Origin of the sequence: Streptomyces sp. NPDC032161 (assembly GCF_040636995.1) — a bacterium.
Classification (GTDB): domain Bacteria; phylum Actinomycetota; class Actinomycetes; order Streptomycetales; family Streptomycetaceae; genus Streptomyces.
Genome location: NZ_JBEZVN010000056.1, coordinates 1 through 22,052, shown reverse-complemented (window position 1 = coordinate 22,052; position 22,052 = coordinate 1). Strand labels below are relative to the sequence as shown.

Here is a 22,052-nt window from a genome sequence, read left to right as displayed (position 1 = left end):
CGCAGCCACCTCATAGACGGCTGCCTCGCCGAGACCGGCCTGACGACCACACCTACCTGAGGAAGCAGGGCGACATCGCGAGTTCAACCTCAGTAACCGTCCGAGAACGCAACGCCCCTGCGCCTTCTGCTGCCTCCAGTCGCGCTAATCCCGGAGCCCGTCCCAGGGCTCGGCCGCCAGCCCGTCGACGGCAAATACCGTGCTTATGAGGCTGTCGGCGGGGCGTCGAAGCATAGCGACAGCCGACGATGGGTCTTAAGTCCTATGTACGGCCGACTTGGCAATCTGACAACCTGCCTATGGTTCCAATCCACCACTTAGGAGGGCTGCAGAGTCGTGAACGGCCCCCGGTGGTTGGGTTTTACATCCCCGCACTAATGCATGTGGTCAGACACACGTCGGGGCCGGGTGTGCGCCGCGCAGCCGGAGTGCGGTGTTGCTGCCGCACGCACGGCCGAGGTGGTCGTCAGAACCGTGCAGAAATTACAGCGAAAGAGAGAGTAGTGACGATCGAACTGCAGCGGCTGGTGGACGATCCGATTGTCGTCGATGATTTAGAGCGCCTCTCGTTCCGGGTGGATCGCCGCGCCTACACCGACGACGACCTGGCCGCACGGGAGATGGCCAGGATCTTCGATCGCTGCTGGTTGTACGTCGGGCACGAATCGGAGGTGCCAGGGCCGGGCTCCTACGTGGCACGCGACGTCGGCGGGCGCCCGGTGATCATGGCGCATGGGTCCGACGGGGTGATCCGGGTGTTCGCCAACAGCTGCACTCACCGCGGGGCTCTGCTCTGCTCGCAGCCGGCCGGACAGGTCAAATCGTTCCGGTGCCCTTATCACGACTGGACGTTCTCCAACAAGGGCGACCTGACCGGGGTTCCGATTCCGGACGGTTACGGGCCGGGCTTCCGGAAGGCGGACTTCGGCCTGGCGACGCACCGTAGTGACAGTTACCGCGGTTTCGTCTTCGTCACCTTCGATCCGGAACAGTCGCGCACCCTGACCGAGTACCTGGCGGGAGCCACGGAGTACATCGATCTGGTCGCCGACCAGTCCGAGACCGGAATGGAGGTGATCCAAGGCGCGCAACTCCACGGGGCTCAGGCCAATTGGAAGCTCATGATGGAGAACAGCGTCGACATCTACCACTTCCGAGCACTGCACAAGCGTTACGTCAGCTACATGCAGTCGCTCGGGTCGGTGCCACCACGACGACGAGGTGGCTTCGGCCGCGCCCTCGGCCTGGGTCATGGAGCCAACGAGCTGCCGCCGGCCGCAGCCCGCCCGCTTGCCCACTGGACGCCGATGTTCGATCCCGCGCTCCGGGCGCGAATGGAGGCGACCGCCGCACGTTTCGCCGACAAGTTCGGCGCCGAACGCGCCCAACGGATCACCGGCATGAATCGCGCGTTGTTGATCTTCCCCAACTTGATGATCATCGACGCGATTGCGCTCACGATTCGCAAGATCGACCCGGTCGGCGTCGACCGGATGGCCATCACCTCGGTTGGGCTGGCTCCCAAGGACGAAGATCCGGAGATCAGGGAACTCCGCAAGAGTCACTACCTGACGTTCCTCGGTCCCGCTGGCTTTGCCACTCCCGACGACATCGAGATCGTCGAGTCGTGCCAGCGAGGTTATCTCAACCGCACGGTGCGCTACTCGGATCTGTCACGCGGTATGAACAAGGAGATCCCCGAGACGACCGACGAGCTTCCTGCCCGCGAATTCTGGCGGCAGTGGGACCGGATGATGCACGGCGACGACGGTCACTTCGAGGTCGCTCACCAGGTCGAGTTGCGAGGGGCGGAAAAGTAATGACCAGCGAACTGATAGTCGACGACGCAGCCCAGGTGAGGCTGTGCCACCGGGTGAGCCAGTTCCTTTTCCGTGAGGCTCGGCTGCTCGACGAGTGGCGTCTGATCGAGTGGTACGACGAGATGCTGACCGAGGACGTCCGCTACGTGGTGCCGGCTACCGACGTCCGCAGTGAGTCGGCCGACGCACTCAAGCTCATCGACGACGATGCTGCCCGGCTTCGCCAGCGGATCGAGCAGATCCTTAATGGTGAGGTGTGGTGCGAGGACCCTCGGTCGCGAACGAATCGCGTGATCAGCAACGTGGAAATCCTGGCTGATGAGGGCAGCTACCTTGAGGTGGCGGCAAATGTCGTCGCATACCGTTTCGGGCACGGGCGCTCCGACGCGTACGTCGGGAAATATCGGTTCGAACTCGTCCCTGAGGGCGAGTCGTTCCGGATCCGGAGGCGGGTCGTGGTGCTCGACCACGAGACGTTGTACGAGCACGGCAAGATCAGCATCGTCCTGTGATGGGCCGATGACAGCGGCCGGCCCCGGCGGCTTCCCAACCGCCGCCGCAGCCAAGCCGGATCTCCCTCGCGAGGCCTACGTGCTCAGTGTCGTCGACGGCTGTGCATGCCAGGGCTGGGACTGATCCTCCCGGTGCTCTTGGTGTACGCGGCGACGTTCGGGGCCGGACCCGCCCGGATCGGAGCGCTCGTCGCCTGTCCGCGTTGATGTGAATGTTTGGAGGAGTTGATCGATGAATCAGCCGTCTGCCCGGCACGAGCGGGGTGAAGCCCTCTTCAAGGAGGTCTTCGGCCGCGAACCGCGCCCGGGTAATTACCCGGAGTTCCTGCAGATCACCGTCGGCCACTTGTTCGGTGAGATCTGGGCCCGCCCGCAACTGAGCCTCGAGGAACGCGAACTGGTCGCACTGACCGCGGTCGCGCTGGCGCGGACCGATTGGGAGTTACGGGGCCACATCGGTGCCTCCCTGAACCTCGGGATGTCGCGAGAGAAAATCGTCGAAGTCATCATTCAGCTCGCCTACTACGGCGGCTGGCCGGTCGCCAACAACGGACTGCGCGTCGCCCAGGAGGTCTTCGCCGAGTTGGACGACGTCACCGGGAAGGACGCGGACCATGACCAGTGAAACGTCTCCTCTCGACCCGGCGGAGAAGGTCGACCTGTGGCGCCAGCGGTACTTCGAGGCCCAGGCGGCCGCAGAAGAGTTCGTCCTGGGAGAGCACGGCGAAGAAGGCCTGGCCGGATGGATTGAGGCGAACTCCCGCATCACCGCGGACTTGCTGCGAGCGCAACGGCCCGACGGGGTATCGGCTACCGATCACTTCATGGGCCGGATGCAACGTCAGCTATTGCTGTACGACTCGGCAGTGTCCATTGAGCCTCAGCCCTCGGGCACTGTCCTGCGTAACGCCGACTGCGGGATCCTTCGGTACCGCAAAAAGGCTGCCCGCGCCGGCGTCGTCCTGACGTTCAAGTCACCGTGCGGGTACTGCCAGAAACTCCACACCGCCATCGCCGACCGCTACGTGGAACCCGACGTTACGGTGTCATGCGAACAGGCGGGCGACGGGTGCACCTGGCACGCGGAGCAACTTCACGCTCCAGGGGAGGACTAGGCCGGGCCACCGCACCGCGGACGAGCTGCTGATTGAACCGACGGCGGTCATTTTTTCGCGACTTTGCCGGACCCCCGACCGAAACGCCTTCCAGTACCTCTCGTACCAGTCTATCGGAGTGATTAGGCATGCCTTTGTCGATGGTCGACAAAATGATCCGTATCAATCTGATGTCCTTCTCGCGCCCCCTTAATGTGATGGAATTCATCCCGGCGCTTTCAACATATAGCGTTGAGCAGCCTTTTTCGCTTGACGATATTCGAGGCGCAGTCGGTCACTATTTTGACGAGAACCCACTCTTTTCGAAGTGTTATTTGATCGAGCGGCAGTTTGAAGATCCGGAAGAATTTCCGATCTCATCCTTTCAGGGGGTCGTACTCGACGAGTATCCCAATTACTACGACGGCTTCCTGTTGATGTCCGTCACGTACAAGTCGAATCCCAACATCCAGGGGATTTTTACAGCCTTCCCCATGTCAATGCAGGACGGCTACAGGTGCTTCCGCTTCCACCAGGCATTGATGGGCACCATGAAGACGGGCAAAGACCAGTTCCGCATTGCGGAGGCGATAGCGGAGCTCCAACTGCAGACCGCTGACCTGGACCAGTATCTCCCCGAGAAGAAGCCGTTCGTTGACGAGGATGAAGCGCCGCGCCTCATGCCCTGGGAGCTTCGAGAGACCGTCGAGCCGGGCCAGAAGATCGGTCCACATCTCGACATGGTCAAAGCGGAATTTATCAAAAGGTCCAGTGAGAACCTTCTCGTGATGAAGAACGCCTCGTATGCCTCAAGCCTCCACTTCGGAAATCATCTCATGTACCTGATTGTTCCGGGCGAGGTGGTTGTTCGAAGCAGTGGTAGTCAGATTCGCGACTACTACAAAGCACAGGCAGCCGAAACGGAGAAATCCATTGCGCAGTTGGAGACGCGAGAGGAACTTACAACAGCCGGCGAGGCTGTGATGCCAGGGATAATCTCAAACCCCCGTCGATTTGGCGTCAATAACTACGGTGACGTCTCGCGATATGACGGGTCTGATTTCTGTTCGTCAAAGGGAACCCTCCTGAAATATCAGTGGCACATGCCATACGCCGTCTCGCGGGGAGCGGCCACGGAAGGGTCGGGAATGCACATGACCTTCACCCTCAACGGTAAGGCGCATCATTTCCTGACGGAGCGGCGGTAGTAGGGAACCTGCGCCTACGGAAACAAGAACCTGGCTTCGGCGTGCGTCAGCCAGGGCGATCAGTTCTACCCTGTATCGGTGCTCAGTCAGGACGGTAAAATGCAACACAAGAAACAAGCAATGGCTTGAGTCGGGAGTAGCCATGAAGATCCTCAAATCTTTTTACAGGATATACCTTCGAAAGACGGAACTCGAAGCATGTAAAAAGTTCTACATGGCACTCCAAGGAGTGGACCGTCCGCACCACGAATTTTATTACGAGGAGTTTAGGCTCGATATCGTAGGGATCGGAAGTTTTCTCCTGATCGCAGGAGACAAGACTGACACTGCGCGGTTCGAGGCTACCAAGTTGACCTGTTTGGTGGATGACCTGGACGCCGTGCGCGCATACTTCATCCAGACTGGGGTCAAGATCATCGACGATATCAAGGTAGTTCCTTCAGGGCACAACTTGCGCGCCATGAGTCCGGACGGAACGATCACCGAGTACGTCGAACATAGCGATGACTTCAAGCGTAAGATGGCTGGAAACGCTTACGATTGAGAATGCCGGATCGATCAGGCTGATCCCCTCGAAGCGGGTGATTGGCGCGAGGTATGACCGTTCCAATCGATCTGGTGCGCGACCTCCTGCTCACCTGAGTAGTTATCCGCCTTCGCCTTCCGGAGCAGGCCAGGTGCCGGTTGGATATCGGCGGAATGTCTGCAACTTAGCGACGAGCTTCCAATACGGGGGATCAAATCCGTGACTACGCCCCTCACCCTCACACCGTTAGATGAAACCGATTTCACTTCGGATGCGGAGCGCGAGGGTCAATGGCTTCGCACTCTGCCGGCCCAGCAGCAACCGCGGTGGAAGGACCGCAGTCTGGCTGAACGACTCAGCAGCGAACTCAGTGACCTACCTGGCATGGTGATCTGGGACGAGGTACGCCATCTGCGGCTGATCCTCGCCGAGGTCGCGGCCGGCGGACTGCAGATCCTGCAGGCGGGCGACTGCGCCGAGGACCCCGCGGATTGCGTTCCCGAGGTGCTCAGCCGCAAGGCCGGCATGCTCGACGTGCTGGCCGGGGCGATGCAAGCCCGAACCGGCCTGTCCGTGGTGCGGGTGGGTCGGATCGCGGGTCAGTTCGCTAAGCCCCGCTCCGCCGACCTGGAGCGGCACGGAGAGCTCGAGCTACCGGCGTTCCGCGGCCACTTGGTCAACGACCCGCAGCCCGATCCGCAGCTACGCCAGCCGGATCCGGCGCGCCTGCTCACCGGCTACCGGGCCGCTCACGCCGGAACGGAATTCCTGCGCCGACTCGGCGGCGCCTGGGGACTGCCGACCGCGGCACCCGTGTGGACGAGTCACGAGGCCCTCGTGCTGGACTATGAGCTGCCGCTGCTGCGTCAGGGCCGGCAAGGCTTGCTGCTGTCCTCCACGCATTGGCCGTGGATCGGGGACCGCACCCGCCAGCTGGACGGTGCCCACGTGCAACTGCTGGCCCGGATCCAGAATCCGGTGGCCTGCAAGGTCGGTCCGACGACGACACCCGCCGAGCTGACTCAACTCTGTTCGGTCCTGGACCCGGCTCGTACGCCCGGCCGACTGACGCTCATCTCCCGGATGGGCGCGGATCGGGTCGCAGAGTGGCTGCCACCGTTGATGGCCACTGTCCGCGACGCGGGGCATCCGGTCATCTGGCTGTGCGATCCGATGCACGGCAACACTCAGCGCGGCCCCTTAGGCCGCAAGACCCGCCTGCTGACCAGCATCACGCGCGAAGTGGAGCTCTTCCAAGAGGTGGCCGCCGCAGAGCAAGTGGTCGCAGGGGGGCTGCACCTGGAAGCCACGCCGGAGAACGTCGGTGAATGCGTGGCGGACGAATCATGTCTCGATGACCTCCTCGACTCACTGCGCTACACCACCCTCTGCGACCCGCGCCTCAACATCGACCAGGCCGTGGCAGTCGTGTCGGCCTGGCATCGCTGAGCGACGCGACCACCGCCCGCAGAACGACGACCGGCCGCTGGACACCTTTTGCGATCAAGGTCTGATCGGTAGCGGTGGAGACAGACCTGTTCCGGTGAGGTAGCCGTCGATCAGAAGGGTGCGGTATTGCATGGGTTTGAGGTGGTTCTACACCGCGGCGGCGAGCTCGCTGGCGGTGCGGGCGGCGAGGTTGGCCGGGTTGCCTTTCATCGTTGACCAGACCTTCTCGACCCGGGTTGAGCTCGGGCGCGTAGGCGGGTAGCTGGTAGACCAAGGAGTCATCAATGATCCGCACCATGGCGATCGTCGGCACTGCGCTCATCGGCACGTCCGTGGGACTCGCGGCGGCCCGACGCGGAGTGACCGTGCACCTGCGGGACACCGACGTGGCCGCCGCCGCACTCGGGGCAGGCGTCCTCGAGCACCCCGAGGGACCGGTGGACCTGGCCGTCCCACCGAGCCACGTCGGCACGATCCTGGCGCAGGAACAGCGTCGTGGCCTGGCCCGCAGCTACAGGGACGTGGTGAGTGTGAAGGCGGGGCCTGTGGCGGCAGGCTTACGTCATGCTCCCAGCCCGGCCTCCTGCATCAGTGGGCACCCGCTGGCCGGACGGGAGAGATCCGGCCCGCTCGCCGCACGCGCAGGATTGCTCACGGGCCAGCATGGGTGCTGACACCAGTGCCGGAGACATCACAGGAGACCCTCGAACGGGAGCTCGAGCTGATAGCCATGTGCGACGCAACCCCGGTGCTGGTGTCGGATGAAACGCACGACAACGAGGTCGCGCTGACTTCCCACGCACCGCATGTCATGGCTCCCCCGATGGCGGCGCGTCTGGTCGACAGTTCCAACGACGTGGCACGTCTTGCCGGGCAGGGACTCCGGGACACGATCCGGATCGCGAACGGTGCTCCAGCAGGATGGGCCGACACCCAGTCGCGCAGGAACAGCCCGCTCACCGACCGTGTGCTGATCACTGTCGAGGTCGGCAATGAGCCAGGTGATCTCGCACGGACGCTGTTCGTTCCCCACGACTTCGATGTCACGTCGGACGATGTCACGCTGCACGCGGCCGGTGAGGAGACCCCGACGGTGTCAGTTGCCATTCCTGCGTCCGCCGAACGTGAGGTTCGACGGAGCTTGCCCCGCGCAGGCTGGGGGGCCGAGTGAGAGATCGACGCACTGGGCGGCGCCCTGAGCCCCGACCCCACCACTGAGGCAGGAGCCCTTGGCGGAACGAGCCCTTTGTGAGCACGCGAGCATGAGGAGCACTGTTGAGCAGGTTGCGCTGGCCGACGGCGGGGGAGTCGCACGGACTCGCACGTGTGGCGGCGCTGGAGGGGCTTCCCGTCGGCGTTCCGATCACCACGGAGATGGTGGCGGACCATCTGGCTCGCAGGCGCCTGGGGTTTGGGCGCGGTGCGCGGATGAAGTTCGAGCGGGACGAGGTCACCTTCCTGGGCGGGGTCTGGCACGGGCTGAGTCCGGGTTCCCCGGTCGCGGTGAGGGTGGGCGACACCGAGTGGCCGAAGTGGGAGCAGGTCATGGCGGCCGACCCGGAGACGCTTAAGGATCTGGCCCGGAACGCGCCGTTGACGCGGCCGCGACCCGGTCACGCGGACCTGGCGGGGATGCAAGAGCACGGGTTCGACGACGCGCGGCCGGTCCTGGAGCGTGCCTTGGCGCGGGAGACCGCGGCCCGTGTCGCGCTCGGCGCGATCGCACGGTCGTACCTGAAGGAGACCGTCGGGATCGCGATCGTCTCGCACGTTGTCGAACTGTGCTCTGTGAAGGCCCTGCAGGGTGTGTATCCGACGCCTGCTGACGTCGAGAAGCTGGACGCGGATCCGCTGCGCTGCCTGAACGCGGACGCGCCGGAGGCGATGGTCGCCGAGGCCGACCAGGCCCACAAGGACGGTGACACCCTCGGTGGCGTCATCGAGGTGCTCGCCCACGGTGCACCCGTGGGCCTCGGTTCGCACGGGCACTGGGACCGTGAGCTCAACGCCCGCCTGGCCGGTGCGCTCATGGCGATCCAGGCCATCAAGGGCGTCGAGATCGGCGACGGGTTCGAGCGGGCGCGGGTTCCAGGCTCCCAGGCGCACGACGAGATCGTGAACACATCTGAGGGTATCCATCGGGTCTGCGGGCGTGCGGGCGGTACCGACGGCGGCCTGACCACCGGTGAACTGCCGTGCGTACGCGCGGCGATGAGGCCGCTCGCGACGGTGCCGCGTGCTCCGAGGACGGCAGACGTCGCCACCGGCGAGGCCGCACACGCCCATCACCAGCGCTCCGACGTCACTGCGGTCCCCGCCGCCGACAGCATCGCCGAGGCCATGGTGGCCCTGGTCCTTGCGGACGCAGTCAGGGAAACAGTGTGGCCGAGGCCCGCCGCAACGTGCAGTCCTGCCTCGACCATCTGCAGATCCGGTGAGCGCGCCGGAGGTCCTCCTCGTCGGGCCGAATGGGCCGGCAAGCCGACGGCGGGCGAGCTGCTCGCGGAGCGGCTGGAGTGCGCGTTCTGGGGGTGCCGGCGCGGACATCGTGGCCGCGCGGGGCCAGATCATCGAGGGCCTTTTCGTCATCCAGAGCGAGGCGCACTTGTGGGCGCTGGAGAAGGCGGCCGTTGCCACCGCGCTCACGGAGCACGAGGGGGCCTTCGCCCGGGGCGGCGGCGCGGTCCTCGATGCCGACACCGGTGCGCTTCTGGCGGGGCAACGGATTGTCCATCTGCCGACGGACACGAGGAGGAGGCCAAGTGCACCGGCCTGAACGCGGCGCGGCCGCGACCGGCTGTCCACCCGCAACAGCAGAGGCTGTTCAAGCCGCCCTCAACGCATGGGAGGTGACACAAGCATGACGCGACAGACAGCTCTCTCACCGCCTCCCTTCTGCGTCCTGCTCGGCCCCGACTACGCAGGCAAGTCCTCGGCCCTGGACCAGCTGGCCCGAACCGCACCCCAGTGGCAGCTCCTGTCCGTGGACGACACCCATCTCGCCCCCGAGCACGCCCTCATCGGCCGACTGCGCCGCAACGTCGTCAAGGAGGTGGCACCGCACCGCAGCGCCTGGTCCCCGGAGTTCTTCGCCACGCTCCTGCAGACCGCCGTCGTCCACCTGCGCGACCAACTGCTGCGCACCGACGCCGCCACCCCCGTCGTCGTCGACTCCTACTACTACAAGCTGCTGGCCAAGTGCCGTCTGTTCGGCGCCCCGGACAGCCCCCTGTTCGCCTGGTGGCGCAGCTTTCCCCAGCCGCGCCGGGTGATCTATCTCGACGTCCCGCCCGAAACGACCTGGCGGCGCAGCCGGCAAGGGGCCGATCTCAACCTCCTGGAGTACTACGGGCCGCAGCTGGCCTGGGACAGCTTTCGGCGCTACCAGAGGGATCTGGCCAAGGTCATGCAGGACGAGATCCAGGGCCTGCCGGTGACCGTGATCGAGCAACAGGACCGTCCGGAGACCACCACGGCGGCGATACGAGAGGTGCTCACCCATGAGTTCGGCTGAAGCCTGGGCAGACCCCGACCGGCTGCGGCGATACCGTGACCGCGTATTCGCCGAACAGCAGGTGCTGCGGAACGCGTTCACCGACCCGCCCGGCCACCAGCGGCGGGTGCTGAATGATCTGCTGGAGTTCAATGCCGGTACACGGTACGGCAAGCAGCACGGCTTCGGCCGTATCCGCACCCTCGACGACTACCGCAAGGCCGTCCCCGTACAGACGTACGCGGATCTCGAGCCGTGGATCGAGCGGGCCGCGAGCGGCGAGCCGAACGTGCTGAGCGCCGACCGTCCCGCGGTGTTCTTCACCAGCAGCGGCAGCACTGGCGCCCACAAGAAGATCCCAGTGACCCCGCGCTTCATGCGCACGACCTTCTTCCCCTTCTACTACGCCGCCTGGTCGCCGCTCATCGAGCACTTCCCGGACGTCCTGGACCACCCCGGCGCCGTCCTCAATCTCAAGCACGACCCCCTCGCGGCCCCGCCCACCACCGCCTCCGGGCGACCCCATGTCGGCGCCAGCCAGGTCGACTTCGGCACCGTCTTCGGGGAACCGCTGTCCGCGGAACCCGGCACCGGCGCCCCCTGGGCGACGCTGCCCGTGCCCCTCGCGGCGGATCAGCACGCACAGAAGATGTATCTGCGGCTGCGCCTCGCGGTGGAGAGCGACGTCCGCTGCGTCATCGGCATCAACCCGGCGATGGTCGCGGCCCTGCCCTACCAGTTGAACCTGTGGTGGTCCCGCATCGTCAAGGAGGTCCGCGACGGCACCCTCGGCGGGCTTGCGCACTGCACGCCCAACCCCGCCCGCGCCGCCGAGCTCGAGCACCTCGCCGACCGCCACGACACCGTACGCCCGGCCCACATCTGGCCGAACATGCGCGCCCTGTTCTGCTGGACCACCGGTCTCGCCTCGCTGTATCTGCCGCGGCTGCGCGAGGAGTTCGGCGCCGGAGTGACTGCCCTGCCCGCCCCGGTGGCCGCCTCCGAAGGCCCGATCGGTGTCGCCCTGGACCGGCATCGCTCGGCCGGCAGTCTGGTGGTGAACGCCTCCGTCTACGAGTTCGCCGACGCCGAGGAGGACCTGGGCCCCGACACCGTCACCCTCCAGCCGCACCAGCTGGAGCCGGACCGCGACTACCACGTGGTGTTCAGCCACGTCGGCGGCCTCTACCGCTACGCGGTCGGTGATGTCGTACGCGTCGTCGACCACCAAGACGGCGTCCCCCGCCTCGAGTACGCCGGCCGCGGAAACCGCTCCGACCACGCCGGCGAGCGGCTGCGCGACGCCCAGGTGATCAGAGCCCTGCACAGCGCGCTCGACGCCACCGGTCTCGAACTGCGCAACGTCGCCTGCCGGGTCACCGCATCCCCCGGCCAGTCCGCGGGCTACGAATTCGCCGTCGCCGAGCGCACCTCGTGGAGCCAGGACGAGTCCGACCGGTTCACCGCCCGCCTGGACGAGGCCCTGCACCAGGAATCCGACGGCTACCGCACGGCACGCACCCACGGCCGGCTGTCGGCACCGGCACTGCTGCGCATGGACCCCGAGGCCTTCCTGCGCGACTGGCAGGCCCAGGTCGAGAGCGGCATCAGGCCCACCCAGGTCAAGGACCGGCTCTTCAGGCAGGACCCGCAGCAGTGGGCCCGGCTGACCGGCCAGGTCCCGGACGGCCCGGTGTAGGTCCTGCCATCGCCTTCCCGCCTGCCACGCGACGCCGGCCCGGCCCTTCTCCGGGCGACGGCAAGAACGTGACGACGGGACCTGGTACCCCTTTCCGGCCGGGGCCGGCGACGAGCCGGTCTTGGGCGAGGCACCCATCGAACCCGAGGACTGAGACAGACATGACCACACCACTGGATGCCGTGGAGCGCACCGCGCTGCTCACGGCAGCCCTGCGCGCCGCCGAGACCCAGCGCCCGGACCGCCTGTACGAGGACCCGCACGCCGCCTCCCTCGCCGGGGGCATCGGCCCAGAACTGCTCGCCGAAGTGCGGCACGCCACCTTCCCGACCGGCCGCGAGCGCACCCTGCCGAGCACCCCCGACTACAACGCGATCCGCACCCGGTTCTTCGACGACTACCTCCAGGAAGCCGCCAAGGACCCGGCAACCACCCAGATCGTGCTGGCCCCGGCCGGCATGGACTCCCGCGCCTACCGCCTGAACTGGCCGGGCCGGGTGCGCTGGTTCGAGGTCGACCGGCCGGCCGTACTCGCGTACAAGGAGGAGCAGCTGGGGGCGGCCAAACCGCGCACCGACCACCGCAAGGTCGCCGTCGACCTCACCTCGCCCGACTGGGAGGCCGACCTGAAGGCCGCGGGCTACGACCCCACCGTCCCCGCCACCTGGCTGCTCGAAGGTCTCCTCTACTACATCCCCGAGCCCGACACCCACCGCATCCTGGAGCGGGTCGCCGCGATCTCTGCCCCCGGCAGCCGCATCGCCGCCGACATCGTCAATTCCGCCGCCCTGACCCTGCCCGAGATGCGCGGCCTGCTCGACGTCTTCGCCGGCTGGGGCTGCCCCTGGCTGTTCGGAACGGACGAGCCGGAGGAACTCTTCGCCCGCTACGGCTTCGACGTGGCTGCGACCCAGCCCGGCGAGGAGGGCGCCGACTTCGGGCGCTGGCCCGACCCGGTGCCCCCGCGCGACGAGCGCGAGGTGCGCCGCGTCTTCTTCGTGCACGGGAGGCGGTGCTGACATGCCCACCGCAGTCATCGCCGGCGGCAGCGTCGCCGGCCTGGCGAGCGCGCTCGCCCTGTCCGGCATCGGCTACCGCGTCCTGGTCCTCGAACGTGCCCCGCAACCGCCCACGTGCTCCATGGACGAGGCCACCTCCCGGTGGGAGCGCCCGACCGTGCCCCAGGGCCTGCACTCGCACACCCTCACCTCCCTCGGCGTACGCGTCCTGCGCGAGCGGGCCCCGCAGGTCCTGGCCGCTGCCCGGGCCGCGGGCGCACTCACCCTCGACCTCACCCAGGCCCTGCGCGCCGACGCCATCGACAGTGCCCGGGAGGCCAAAGACAGCGAACTGGTCGCCCTCGGCATCAGGCGCTCCAGCCTGGAACTCCTGCTGCACCGCACGGTCGGCGACCTGGCCGGCGTCACCATCCGGCACGACACCACCGTCGCAGGCATCGAACTCGCTCCCCAGGGACGGCGGGTGCGGGCTCTCATCACCGGCAAGGGCGAACGCCTCCCCGCCGACATCGTGGTGGACGCGACCGGACGTCGAGCGCTGTCCCGCCGCTGGCTGCGGTACGCCGGCATCCCCGTGGCCACCGACCTCATCAGCCCGTCCGGCCTGGCCGGCCACGCCCGCTTCTACCGCCTCAAGGGTAATACCCTGCCCGGGCCGCTCAACCGCGGCCACGGCGTCGGCGACGTCTTCGGCCACTACGCGGGCGTGCTGCACCCCGGGGACAACCACACCTTCTCCATTGCCCTGGCCTCCCTGCCGGGCGACCGTGCGCTGCACGGCCTGCGCACCGGCCCCGGGTTCACCGCGGCTGCCCGCGCCACCCCGGGCATCGCGCCCTGGCTGGAGGACAGCGTCAGCTCACCCATCTCCCCGGTGCGGGTGATCTCCAGCCCGCCCAACACGCTGTGGGGGCCGGCCGGCCCCGAACAGAGCCCGGTCCCGGGCCTCTTCCAGGTCGGCGACGCCGCTTGCATCACCAACCCGCTCTTCGGCCGGGGCATGTCGCTCGCCCTCGACCACGCCTTCAAGCTCGCGGACCTGCTCGCCGGGCAACCTGACATCGACATCGCGCAGCGCCAGGCCGCCGCCCGCATGACCCACGAGCTGTTCCTGCCCTGGTACCAGCAGTCCGCGGCATCCGACCAACTCCGCATCGCCCGCTGGCGCGCCGCCGTCAACAACACCCCCGCTCCGGCCGTACCCCGCCCCGGCGGCGGTCTGCCCACCACTGAGGAGATCGTGTCCGCGGCCCGCAGCGACGGCACCGTCTGGCGCGGGCTCACCCGCATGCTCATGACCCTGTCCACTCCCGCGGAACTCTTCCGCGACGACAAGTTCCTCGCCCGCGTCCAGCAGGCCCCCGCCGCTCCCGAGCCGCCCCCGGCACCCGGGCGGGACGAGCTCGTACGCCGGGTCATCGTGGCGGAAAGGAACCACGCATGACGACCCTTACCGTGAGGGGGCATCGCCCACGGCCGGACACGGCGGACCGGCACCGGGTCCTCCTGGCGCCCATCACCATCACCCCGTCCAAGCCGCTCACCCCGAGCCACCTCAAGGGACTGCTGTGGACGGACGTGATGTACCGGGCCACCCGCCCGCTAGCTGACGTCACCTACCGCTACAGCCACACCACCTACCACCCCACCGAACAGACCCTGGGCTTTTGGGAGTTCCTCGACCGCACCCGTGGCGACACCGACTACACCGGCTTCACCGAGGACCGGATCGGCCAACTGTATGTCGCCTTCCGCGCGGCCGAGCGCGCACCAGCGCAGGCGCTGCGCCCGTACGCCGAAGCGGTCGAGCAGGGCTGGGTGCACCCGGTGAGCACCCGCATCCTGCAGCTGTGGTCCCGGCACTACAGGGCTCTCCGCCTGCACGACCCGGGGCTCTTGCAGCATCAGCCGCCCGGCCTGTGCCTTGAAGCCGCCCTCGAGCGGCTCACCGCTCTCGGCACGTGCCTGGACCACCGCGATGTGGGCGGCCCCGTCTACCTGGACCTCACCCGCTTCGGACTGCCCCTGCGCCAACTGGTCACCTTCGACGGCCGCCCCAACTACCTGGCCTGCGCCCTGCGGGAACTCGTTCCGCTCGCCCCCGACTTCGACGAAGTGGTACTCCTCTACGACAGCGAACTCGACCCCGACTACCAGCAGCTGGAGCGCGTCCTGACGGCGCTCGGCCCGAGCGTGCGGCGCGTCGCGGTGGGCCGGGTGCCCATCGAGGGCCAGATCCGCTCGGCACGCCACGGCGGCTGGCAGGACCTGCACGCCGGGGCACTCCTGGACGCTGCTCGCGCACAGTACGACGAGGACGCCGTACGCCTGGGCATGCGCCTGTACTTCATCGCCGTGCTCGGCCCCGGCCGGCAGCAGTCGTTCCGCTCTGATCTGCTGCTGCAGTGCGTCAAGCGGGCCGCACGCCTCCTGTCCGCGGCCGGACCGACACCGGACAGGGACTTGCTCGAGGACCGGCTGGCACGGCACCGCAAGGACCACGTGTACGTCGACCCGTACCGGCTGACCTCCCACCTCCTGGGCAAGCGCCGCACCGCCCCGGCCGCCGACCTGCTGCGGACGGTGTTCCTGTGACGACAACGGTGCCCGCCAAGACGCCGACCCCCGTGACACCGATTCAGCGGAGCCTGCAGGAACAGGCCGCGACACGTATCCGCACCGCCCGGCCCGACCTCCTCGCCCGGCACGACCTGACCTCCTACGACGGACTGGCCGCCGCCCAGGACGACATCGCCGCCGAAGACGATCCGGGGACCCTGGCCACGGTGGTGCTCAGGAACTTCGACCTCGCCAGGTGGGTGCGCGACACCTGCGTCTTCGCCCTCGGCATCCAACCGGAGCACGCAGCCGACTGGCGTACGTCCTTCACCCGTACCGTCTTCCTCGCGGGCAACCCAGCACAGTTGCGGGAACGGTTCACCTTCGCGCACATGGCCGACGACCAGTCCGCGGCGTGGACCACACCGGGGCCCGCCGCCCAGACGTCCTCGCTGCGCAGGCTCCTGAAGCTCTTCCAAGGGCAGGCCGGGCTGCCGGCCCGGCCGGACACCCTCGTCGAGATAACGGACGGACACAGCCCGCCCCTGCGCCCCCGAGCCCGCCGCGGCCTGTACGTCGCCACCGCCGGATGCACCATTTCGCAGGCCCTGATCGACACCAACCATGTGCTGGCCGAAGCCGTCCTGGACGGCCTCATCGCCCCCGGCGATCACCTGGTCCTGCACCAGGTGCCCCGCATCGTCGGGGTATCCGCGCGCCTGGCCCGCGTGCGCGTCACCACCGAAAAGCACCTTCCCGGCCGGCTGAAAGCGGCCGTCGCCCTGACCGAGGAGGTCCCCGTTGCCTGAGCAGGCCCTGACCGCCGCCGATACCCGGACCGTCCGGTTCGGCTACCACGGATCCACCGAGGTGGCCGCCCGCATCATCCGCCTCGCCGGCCGCGACGAAGCCACCGTACGGCTGAGCGAGTACGACATCGCCGACCCGTTCCGAGGCATCCGCGCGGGCGAACTCGACGTAATGATCGTGAAGTTCGGCATCAATGAACCCGACCTGGTCACCAGCCGGGTCCTCACCCAGGATGCCCGCGCCGTGGCCGTCGGCCCCCAACACCCGCTCGCCATTCGCGAGTCGGTCTCCATCGAAGAGCTCGCCGACTACGACGCCTTCGCCCCGCCCGGCACCTTCCCCACCCACGTCTGGGACGACGTCGTACCGCTCCGCACCCCCGCCGGGCGCCCCATTCGCCGCAACCGCCGTGTCGCCACCTTCCCCGAGATGATGCGCCTGGTCGCCGTCGGCGACGCCATCCACATCTCGCTGATCTCCCTCGCCGACATTGCCCCGCCCGGCATCAGGGTCGTGCCGATCCACGACCTGCCGCCCGCCCCCGTCACCCTCGCATGGCTCCGCGGCAGCGAAGCTCCCGACCATGTACGGGACTTCATCACCACGGCTGAGACGGAGGCCTCCCGGTGACCGCGCATCGTCCCCCGCCCCCCACCCCGCGCCGCACCCCTGTCGTCCTGCTGCATGCCCTGTCCCTGAACGCCTCGATGTGGGAAACACAGGAACACGCCCTGCGCACACGGGGGCACCGGGTCCTCGCCGTCGACCAGCGCGGCTTCGGTCAGGTCCCGCTCGGCGACGGCCCGCCCTGCCTCGACGCCGTCGCCGACGACCTGGCCCGCACGCTCGACGAGCACGGCATGGACCGGGCGGTCCTGGCCGGATCGTCCATGGGCGGCTACACGGCCATGGCGTTTCTGCGCCGCTTCCCCGACCGGGTCGCGGGACTCGCCCTCTTGTCCGCCCGCGCCACCGCCGACAGCCCCGAAGATGTGGCCCACAGGCTCCAGTTCGCCGAAATGGTCCAGGACCCGGCACGCCACCCGGCGCTCGTGGAGCACGTCACCCCGCTGCTGCTCGGCGATACCACCCGCACCGAGCGCCCCGAGCTGCTCGACCGAGTCCTGGCCGACGCCCACGCCTCCGACCCCGCGGCCCTGGCCTGGGCCCAGCGGGCGATCGCGGCGCGACCCGACTCCACCGACGTGCTGCGCGGTGCCCGGATACCCGCCGTGGTGATCGCCGGCGCGCAGGACGCGCTGGTCGCCCCGCCGGACTCCCGGCATGTCGCGGACAGCCTGCCGCAGGGACGCCTCATCACCCTTGCCGACGCCGGACATCTGCAACCCCTGGAAGCCCCCGAAGAGGTCACTCGCGCACTGTGCGGACTCCTCGACGAAGTCGACGCCACCACCGGCGTCGGGACCGGAGCCCCGGCATGCTGACGAAAGACCACAAAGACTGGGGCTACACCTCCTCCACCGGCCTCGGCTTCACCCATCACACCATCGTCGACACGCACTTCCGCGCCTGCGAAGAGCCCTATCTGCACCTGCTCGGCCAGGCCGGCATCCGCGTCGGACAGCATGTCCTCGACGCGGGCTGCGGCACCGGTGACTTCCTGCCGCACCTCGCCGCGCTCGTCGGCGGCCAGGGCCGGATCAGCGCCGTCGACCTGGCCGAGGAGAACGCCGCGCTCGCCGCGGACCGTGCCAAGGCCTGGCGGCTGCCCTGCCCCACGGACATCCGCACGGCAAACCTCCTCAACCTGCCCTACCCGGACAACACCTTCGACATCGCCTGGTGCGCCAACACCGTGCAGTATTTCGATGACCAGGAACTGGCCGCCGCCCTCAAGGAGTTGAGACGCGTCGTACGCCCCGGCGGCACCATCGCCATCAAGGACCTGGACGCCCACCTGATCACCGCCCGGCCCGCGGACCCCTATCTCTTCGTCGACTTCTTCCGCACCGCGGGCGCCCAACCCGGATACGCCCGTCAGCTCCTGCGCACCCGCGAGCTCTACCGCCACCTCAAACGCGCCCACCTCACCGACGTACGCCAGCAGACGCTCCTGATCGAACACCACGCACCGCTTACCCCCGCCGCCCAGGACTTCTACAAGGCCGCCTGCGCACAACTGGCCGGACAGGCCCTGGCACTCGGCCTGAGCGGCGCATGGCAGCGCTTCGCCGACCCGGCCGGCTCCGCCCACCCGCTCGACGATCCCGACGGATACATCAGCGAGGGCAACGCACTGGCCGTCGGCACCGTGCCCGCCACCCATCCCTGACCGCGCAGTCCACCAGCCAGACACCGACGAGGAGCACAACCCATGTCAGTGACCCTCGCAGCCCCGTGCCCGCCGGCACCCGGGCGGGTCCCCGTCCTGGACCATGTGCCCGCGCTGCTACGGAGGCCGCTGTCCTTCTTCGAGTCCACCAGGACCCCCGAACCGCTGGTACGCGTCGGGTTCGGGCCCATCGCCCTCCATCTGGCCAACGATCCGGCCCTGGTCCACCGCATCCAGATGGACACCGACACCTTCGAGCGCAGCCGCTTCTTCGAAGCCCTCGCCGGACACTTCGGGAATCCACTGATCGCCTCCAACGGTCCACACCACCAACACCAGCGGCGCACCATCAAACCGGCCTTCAGCCGCACCAGCGTGCGCAACTACACCCAGGACATCGTCGACGAGGCCGAACAGCGCTTCGCCGCCTGGCAGCCCGGCGTACCGGAGGCGGCGGCGGACGAGGAGATGTCGGACCTCGTCGCCGCGGTGGTACTGCGCTCCCTGCTCAGCGCGGACCTGAGCCGGCCCGTCGTACGCGACATCCGGCAGACCCTCTACATGATTTCGCGCAAGCTGATCACAGGGACCGTCTTCCCGAAGGCTCTGACGCGCCTGCCCACTGCGGGCAAACGGCGCTTCAAAGCCGCGGTGGACCGCTTCTACGCCGTCATCGACGGGCTGGTCCAGGAACGACGGGCCAACCACGTCGCCGTACCCGACGTACTGGACGCCCTGTTGAAGGCGGTCCACCCGGAGTCGGACCGGCCCTACAGCGACGAGGAGATCCGCAGTGAGTTCCTCATCATGTTCTTCGCCGGCCTCGAAACCACCAGCACCTCGTTGACCTGGGCCGTCTTCGAGACAGCCATCCGGCCCAAGGTGCAGCGGCGGCTGCACGAAGAGGCCTGTCTCGTCCTGGACGGGCAGCCACTCACCTACAACCGCGTGCGGAAGCTCTCCTACACCCGGAAGGTCATCGACGAGACGCTGCCGCTGCACGCACCGATGCTGTTCACCCGGCGGGCCCGGCACGAGGTCGTCCTCGCCGGCACCCTCATCCCGGCCGGCTCCGAAATCGGCTACAGCCCGCGGGCCATGCACCGTAACCGGGACACCTACGCGAACCCACGCCTCTTCGATCCGGAGCGCACCGAGTCCGTTACCGGCCAGGACCTTCCGCGCGGCGCCTACTTCCCCTGGGGCATCGGGCCGCACCGCTGCATCGGGGAGCACCTCGCGGCAACCACGATGACCGTCGCCCTCGCCGCCCGCTGGCAGCTCCGGATCGTGCCGGTTACCCGTATCCGGGAGGCGAAGAGCTCCCTGCCGCACCCCAGCAGCCTTTAGCTTCTGGTGACACCACGAGGGTGAAACGGGAACGGAGGGGGAGGACCGGACGAAGGCGCTCGCTCTTGACTTGCTCATGGGGCCCTTCGCGTACTGGGCATTGGGTCTGGTGATTGGTGTTGAGCAGCCGTATTCCATTCGATCGTGAGGTCGGTTTTGGTCGAACATGATTCCTGGGTGGGTGATCTTGGCCGGGTGGGCGCATGAAGACAGGGCCTCCGGTGGAGCACGAGGGTTGCGAAGCCGAATCGTGCAGGAGGCCCTGTTGTTTCAGACTTGCGTGACCACGGTGGTGTCGTCCAACTCCGGTGCCCGGGAGTGTGATTGCCTCGCTCACCGGTCTGTTCTCATGGCCGCAGCCGACAGCGATCGCCCGATCGAGAAACGCCCGTTCGACGAACACAGCTCAAGATCCGAAGGACAACAGCGTCTGAGGCACGGTAACGTCCCTCAAATCGGCGGCGTGAATTCGGCCGTCGGCGCATCACCTTCTTCGCTCACAGATGCCGGCTTCCGATCCCGAGGGAGAGCGCACCGTCGTGTCCGATCACACCGATCAGTCCCTGACCTTCCCGATCATCCGGAATGCGTGCCCGTTTGCGCCGCCCGAGCAGTACGCGAGCCTGCGCTCGGAGCGCCCCGCCGCCCGGATAGCGTTCCCCGATGGCACAACGGCCTGGCTTCTCACCCGCCACAGCGACGTACGCAAAGTGCTCGCCGACCCTCGCGTCAGCAACGACCGTCAGCACCCGGGCTTCCCCGAATACGTTCCCGGCCTTAAGGAAGCCTCCCGCAGGATGAAGGGAGGCCTGCTTGCCATGGACCCACCGGAGCACTCCATCTACCGGTCGCTGCTCACCCGCGAGTTCACCCTGCGGCGGATTCGAAGCCTGCGCCCCCGAATCCAGCAGATCGTCGACCATTGCATTGATTCCATGCTCGCCTCCCCTACCCGCCATGCGGACCTCGTCACCACGCTCTCCCTGCCGGTCCCCTCGCTCACCATCTGCGAACTGCTCGGCGTCCCGTATCACGATCGGGAGCTCTTTCAGCAGCGCACCATGACATTCATGGAGCGTACGAGCACGCAGGAGGAACGGGCTCGGGCCATCGGTGAAATCCGCGACTACTTATACGACTTGGTGGCCATCCAGGCAGCCCGGCCGCAGGACACTCTCATCAGCAGAATGGCGGCGCGAGCCAGAGAGCAGGGCATATATGATCCGGGCATCCTCGGCGGGCTGGCGACCCTCCTGCTGATCGCCGGCTTCGAGACCACGGCAAACATGATCTCGCTCGGCGTCGCGGCGCTCCTCAAGGAGCCCGGACAGCGCGCGGCCCTGACCGCCGATGCAGCCTTGATGCCCAAGGGTGTCGAAGAACTGCTGCGCTATTTCAGCGTTTCCGATCAGATCACCTGCCGTGTAGCGCTCCACGACATCGAGATCGCGGGCATCCGCATCCGGGCAGGCGAAGGCATCGTCGCCTCGACCGCCGCCGCCAACCACGACCCCGAAATCTTCAGTGATCCGCACACGCTCGACCTTCACCGCGAACCGCACGGCCACCTCGCCTTCGGCTTCGGCATACATCAGTGCATCGGCCACAACCTCGCCCGCCTGGAGTTGGATATCGTCTACAGCACCTTGTTCGCGCGTATTCCCACGCTCCGTACGGCGCGTCCGGTGGAGGACCTGCCCTTCAAGAAAGACTCGCTCATCTACGGCATACATTCCATGGATGTCACCTGGTGACGGCCGGCCTACCTACTGATCCGAGTGGTGGGCTGTCGTGTCACCGCTTCTGTGGGGGCGTGGATGCCGTTGCTCGTCGGGCTGCTGGAGTGGCGGTCGCCCGCGGGGCGACTGAGGATCGCAACGGCGGTGACTCCGGCAGTCCGGAGTCAAAGCAGGGCTTGGTGGTCATACTGTGGGGTGACTGAGGATCGCAACTGGTCATCATCGACCTGAAGAAGGTCGAGGGCTGCGTGGCGGTCGCCCATTACCTTCCTCGTAGAGCCCGGTTCGGGCTCGTGGCTTCCGGGGCCGGTATGACTCGTTGCCCCTGTCCTTGATGATCCGGGGGGTGCCCCTATCTGTTTCGTCAACCCTGTCAGGTCGGTTCTCTGGGGTGGCGCTGGTTTTCGGGAACGTCCCGCGAAGCGGGACGTTCCCGGTGGATCGGGTGCGTGAGGGCAGCCCGGTGGCCGGCGGGGCCGGG

General features: G+C 67.4%; 21 protein-coding genes and 1 pseudogene. All 22 read left to right on the top strand.

Annotated elements, in window-relative coordinates; genetic code table 11:
• The first annotated feature begins 503 nt into the window (after nucleotides 1–503).
• On the top strand, nucleotides 504–1,820 hold the full coding sequence (locus tag AB0E67_RS34480; protein WP_362034547.1) for an aromatic ring-hydroxylating dioxygenase subunit alpha: 1,317 nt from the start codon (nucleotides 504–506) through the stop codon (nucleotides 1,818–1,820).
• Nucleotides 1,820–2,332: an aromatic-ring-hydroxylating dioxygenase subunit beta gene (locus AB0E67_RS34475; RefSeq protein ID WP_362034546.1), complete on the top strand. Its 513-nt coding sequence runs from the start codon at nucleotides 1,820–1,822 to the stop codon at nucleotides 2,330–2,332. Before AB0E67_RS34480 ends, AB0E67_RS34475 begins: the two co-directional genes overlap by 1 nt.
• A 232-nt stretch (nucleotides 2,333–2,564) precedes the next feature.
• Nucleotides 2,565–2,957, top strand: a complete 393-nt coding sequence (locus AB0E67_RS34470) for a carboxymuconolactone decarboxylase family protein (protein WP_362034544.1) — start codon at nucleotides 2,565–2,567, stop codon at nucleotides 2,955–2,957.
• Nucleotides 2,947–3,447 carry a hypothetical protein gene (locus AB0E67_RS34465; RefSeq protein ID WP_362034542.1) on the top strand — a complete coding sequence of 167 codons (501 nt, stop codon included), beginning with the start codon at nucleotides 2,947–2,949 and terminating at the stop codon, nucleotides 3,445–3,447. The genes AB0E67_RS34470 and AB0E67_RS34465 overlap by 11 nt, the downstream gene beginning before the upstream one ends.
• Before the next feature lie 152 nt (nucleotides 3,448–3,599).
• Complete coding sequence (locus tag AB0E67_RS34460) at nucleotides 3,600–4,634, top strand: hypothetical protein (protein WP_362034540.1); 1,035 nt, start codon at nucleotides 3,600–3,602, stop codon at nucleotides 4,632–4,634.
• Between the two features lie 142 nt (nucleotides 4,635–4,776).
• Entirely contained in the window at nucleotides 4,777–5,178 is a 402-nt protein-coding gene (locus tag AB0E67_RS34455) for a hypothetical protein (protein WP_362034538.1), read from the top strand.
• 201 nt (nucleotides 5,179–5,379) lie between these two features.
• Nucleotides 5,380–6,609, top strand: a complete 1,230-nt coding sequence (locus AB0E67_RS34450; protein ID WP_362034536.1) for a 3-deoxy-7-phosphoheptulonate synthase — start codon at nucleotides 5,380–5,382, stop codon at nucleotides 6,607–6,609.
• Between the two features lie 284 nt (nucleotides 6,610–6,893).
• The gene (locus AB0E67_RS34445; protein WP_362034534.1) at nucleotides 6,894–7,283 is read left to right on the top strand and encodes a prephenate dehydrogenase/arogenate dehydrogenase family protein; all 390 of its coding nucleotides are present in this window, start codon (nucleotides 6,894–6,896) and stop codon (nucleotides 7,281–7,283) included.
• Nucleotides 7,277–7,780, top strand: coding sequence for a prephenate dehydrogenase dimerization domain-containing protein (locus AB0E67_RS34440; protein WP_362034532.1), 504 nt, complete (start codon nucleotides 7,277–7,279; stop codon nucleotides 7,778–7,780). Before AB0E67_RS34445 ends, AB0E67_RS34440 begins: the two co-directional genes overlap by 7 nt.
• Nucleotides 7,781–7,884: 104 nt before the next feature.
• A pseudogene (gene aroC / locus AB0E67_RS34435) lies at nucleotides 7,885–9,047 on the top strand (chorismate synthase).
• A gap of 110 nt (nucleotides 9,048–9,157) precedes the next feature.
• Nucleotides 9,158–9,385 carry a hypothetical protein gene (locus AB0E67_RS34430; RefSeq protein ID WP_362034530.1) on the top strand — a complete coding sequence of 76 codons (228 nt, stop codon included), beginning with the start codon at nucleotides 9,158–9,160 and terminating at the stop codon, nucleotides 9,383–9,385.
• Between the two features lie 84 nt (nucleotides 9,386–9,469).
• Nucleotides 9,470–10,123, top strand: coding sequence for a hypothetical protein (locus AB0E67_RS34425; RefSeq protein ID WP_362034528.1), 654 nt, complete (start codon nucleotides 9,470–9,472; stop codon nucleotides 10,121–10,123).
• Nucleotides 10,110–11,801, top strand: a complete 1,692-nt coding sequence (locus AB0E67_RS34420; protein WP_362034526.1) for a GH3 auxin-responsive promoter family protein — start codon at nucleotides 10,110–10,112, stop codon at nucleotides 11,799–11,801. The genes AB0E67_RS34425 and AB0E67_RS34420 overlap by 14 nt, the downstream gene beginning before the upstream one ends.
• Nucleotides 11,802–11,962: 161 nt before the next feature.
• Nucleotides 11,963–12,820 (top strand): SAM-dependent methyltransferase, encoded by an 858-nt coding sequence (locus AB0E67_RS34415; RefSeq protein WP_362034524.1) that lies wholly within the window; start codon nucleotides 11,963–11,965, stop codon nucleotides 12,818–12,820.
• Nucleotide 12,821: 1 nt separating this feature from the next.
• Entirely contained in the window at nucleotides 12,822–14,264 is a 1,443-nt protein-coding gene (locus AB0E67_RS34410; protein WP_362034522.1) for a hypothetical protein, read from the top strand.
• Nucleotides 14,261–15,415, top strand: a complete 1,155-nt coding sequence (locus AB0E67_RS34405; RefSeq protein ID WP_362034520.1) for a hypothetical protein — start codon at nucleotides 14,261–14,263, stop codon at nucleotides 15,413–15,415. Before AB0E67_RS34410 ends, AB0E67_RS34405 begins: the two co-directional genes overlap by 4 nt.
• A 32-nt stretch (nucleotides 15,416–15,447) precedes the next feature.
• Nucleotides 15,448–16,188, top strand: a complete 741-nt coding sequence (locus AB0E67_RS34400) for a DUF6182 family protein (RefSeq protein ID WP_362034519.1) — start codon at nucleotides 15,448–15,450, stop codon at nucleotides 16,186–16,188.
• The gene (locus AB0E67_RS34395; RefSeq protein WP_362034517.1) at nucleotides 16,181–16,819 is read left to right on the top strand and encodes a LysR substrate-binding domain-containing protein; all 639 of its coding nucleotides are present in this window, start codon (nucleotides 16,181–16,183) and stop codon (nucleotides 16,817–16,819) included. Before AB0E67_RS34400 ends, AB0E67_RS34395 begins: the two co-directional genes overlap by 8 nt.
• Nucleotides 16,816–17,634 (top strand): alpha/beta hydrolase, encoded by an 819-nt coding sequence (locus AB0E67_RS34390; RefSeq protein ID WP_362034515.1) that lies wholly within the window; start codon nucleotides 16,816–16,818, stop codon nucleotides 17,632–17,634. The genes AB0E67_RS34395 and AB0E67_RS34390 overlap by 4 nt, the downstream gene beginning before the upstream one ends.
• Nucleotides 17,628–18,482 carry a class I SAM-dependent methyltransferase gene (locus AB0E67_RS34385; protein ID WP_362034513.1) on the top strand — a complete coding sequence of 285 codons (855 nt, stop codon included), beginning with the start codon at nucleotides 17,628–17,630 and terminating at the stop codon, nucleotides 18,480–18,482. Before AB0E67_RS34390 ends, AB0E67_RS34385 begins: the two co-directional genes overlap by 7 nt.
• Nucleotides 18,483–18,524: 42 nt before the next feature.
• Complete coding sequence (locus AB0E67_RS34380; protein ID WP_362034512.1) at nucleotides 18,525–19,832, top strand: cytochrome P450; 1,308 nt, start codon at nucleotides 18,525–18,527, stop codon at nucleotides 19,830–19,832.
• Nucleotides 19,833–20,371: 539 nt separating this feature from the next.
• Nucleotides 20,372–21,586 carry a cytochrome P450 gene (locus tag AB0E67_RS34375; RefSeq protein ID WP_362034510.1) on the top strand — a complete coding sequence of 405 codons (1,215 nt, stop codon included), beginning with the start codon at nucleotides 20,372–20,374 and terminating at the stop codon, nucleotides 21,584–21,586.
• The last annotated feature ends 466 nt before the right edge of the window (nucleotides 21,587–22,052 follow it).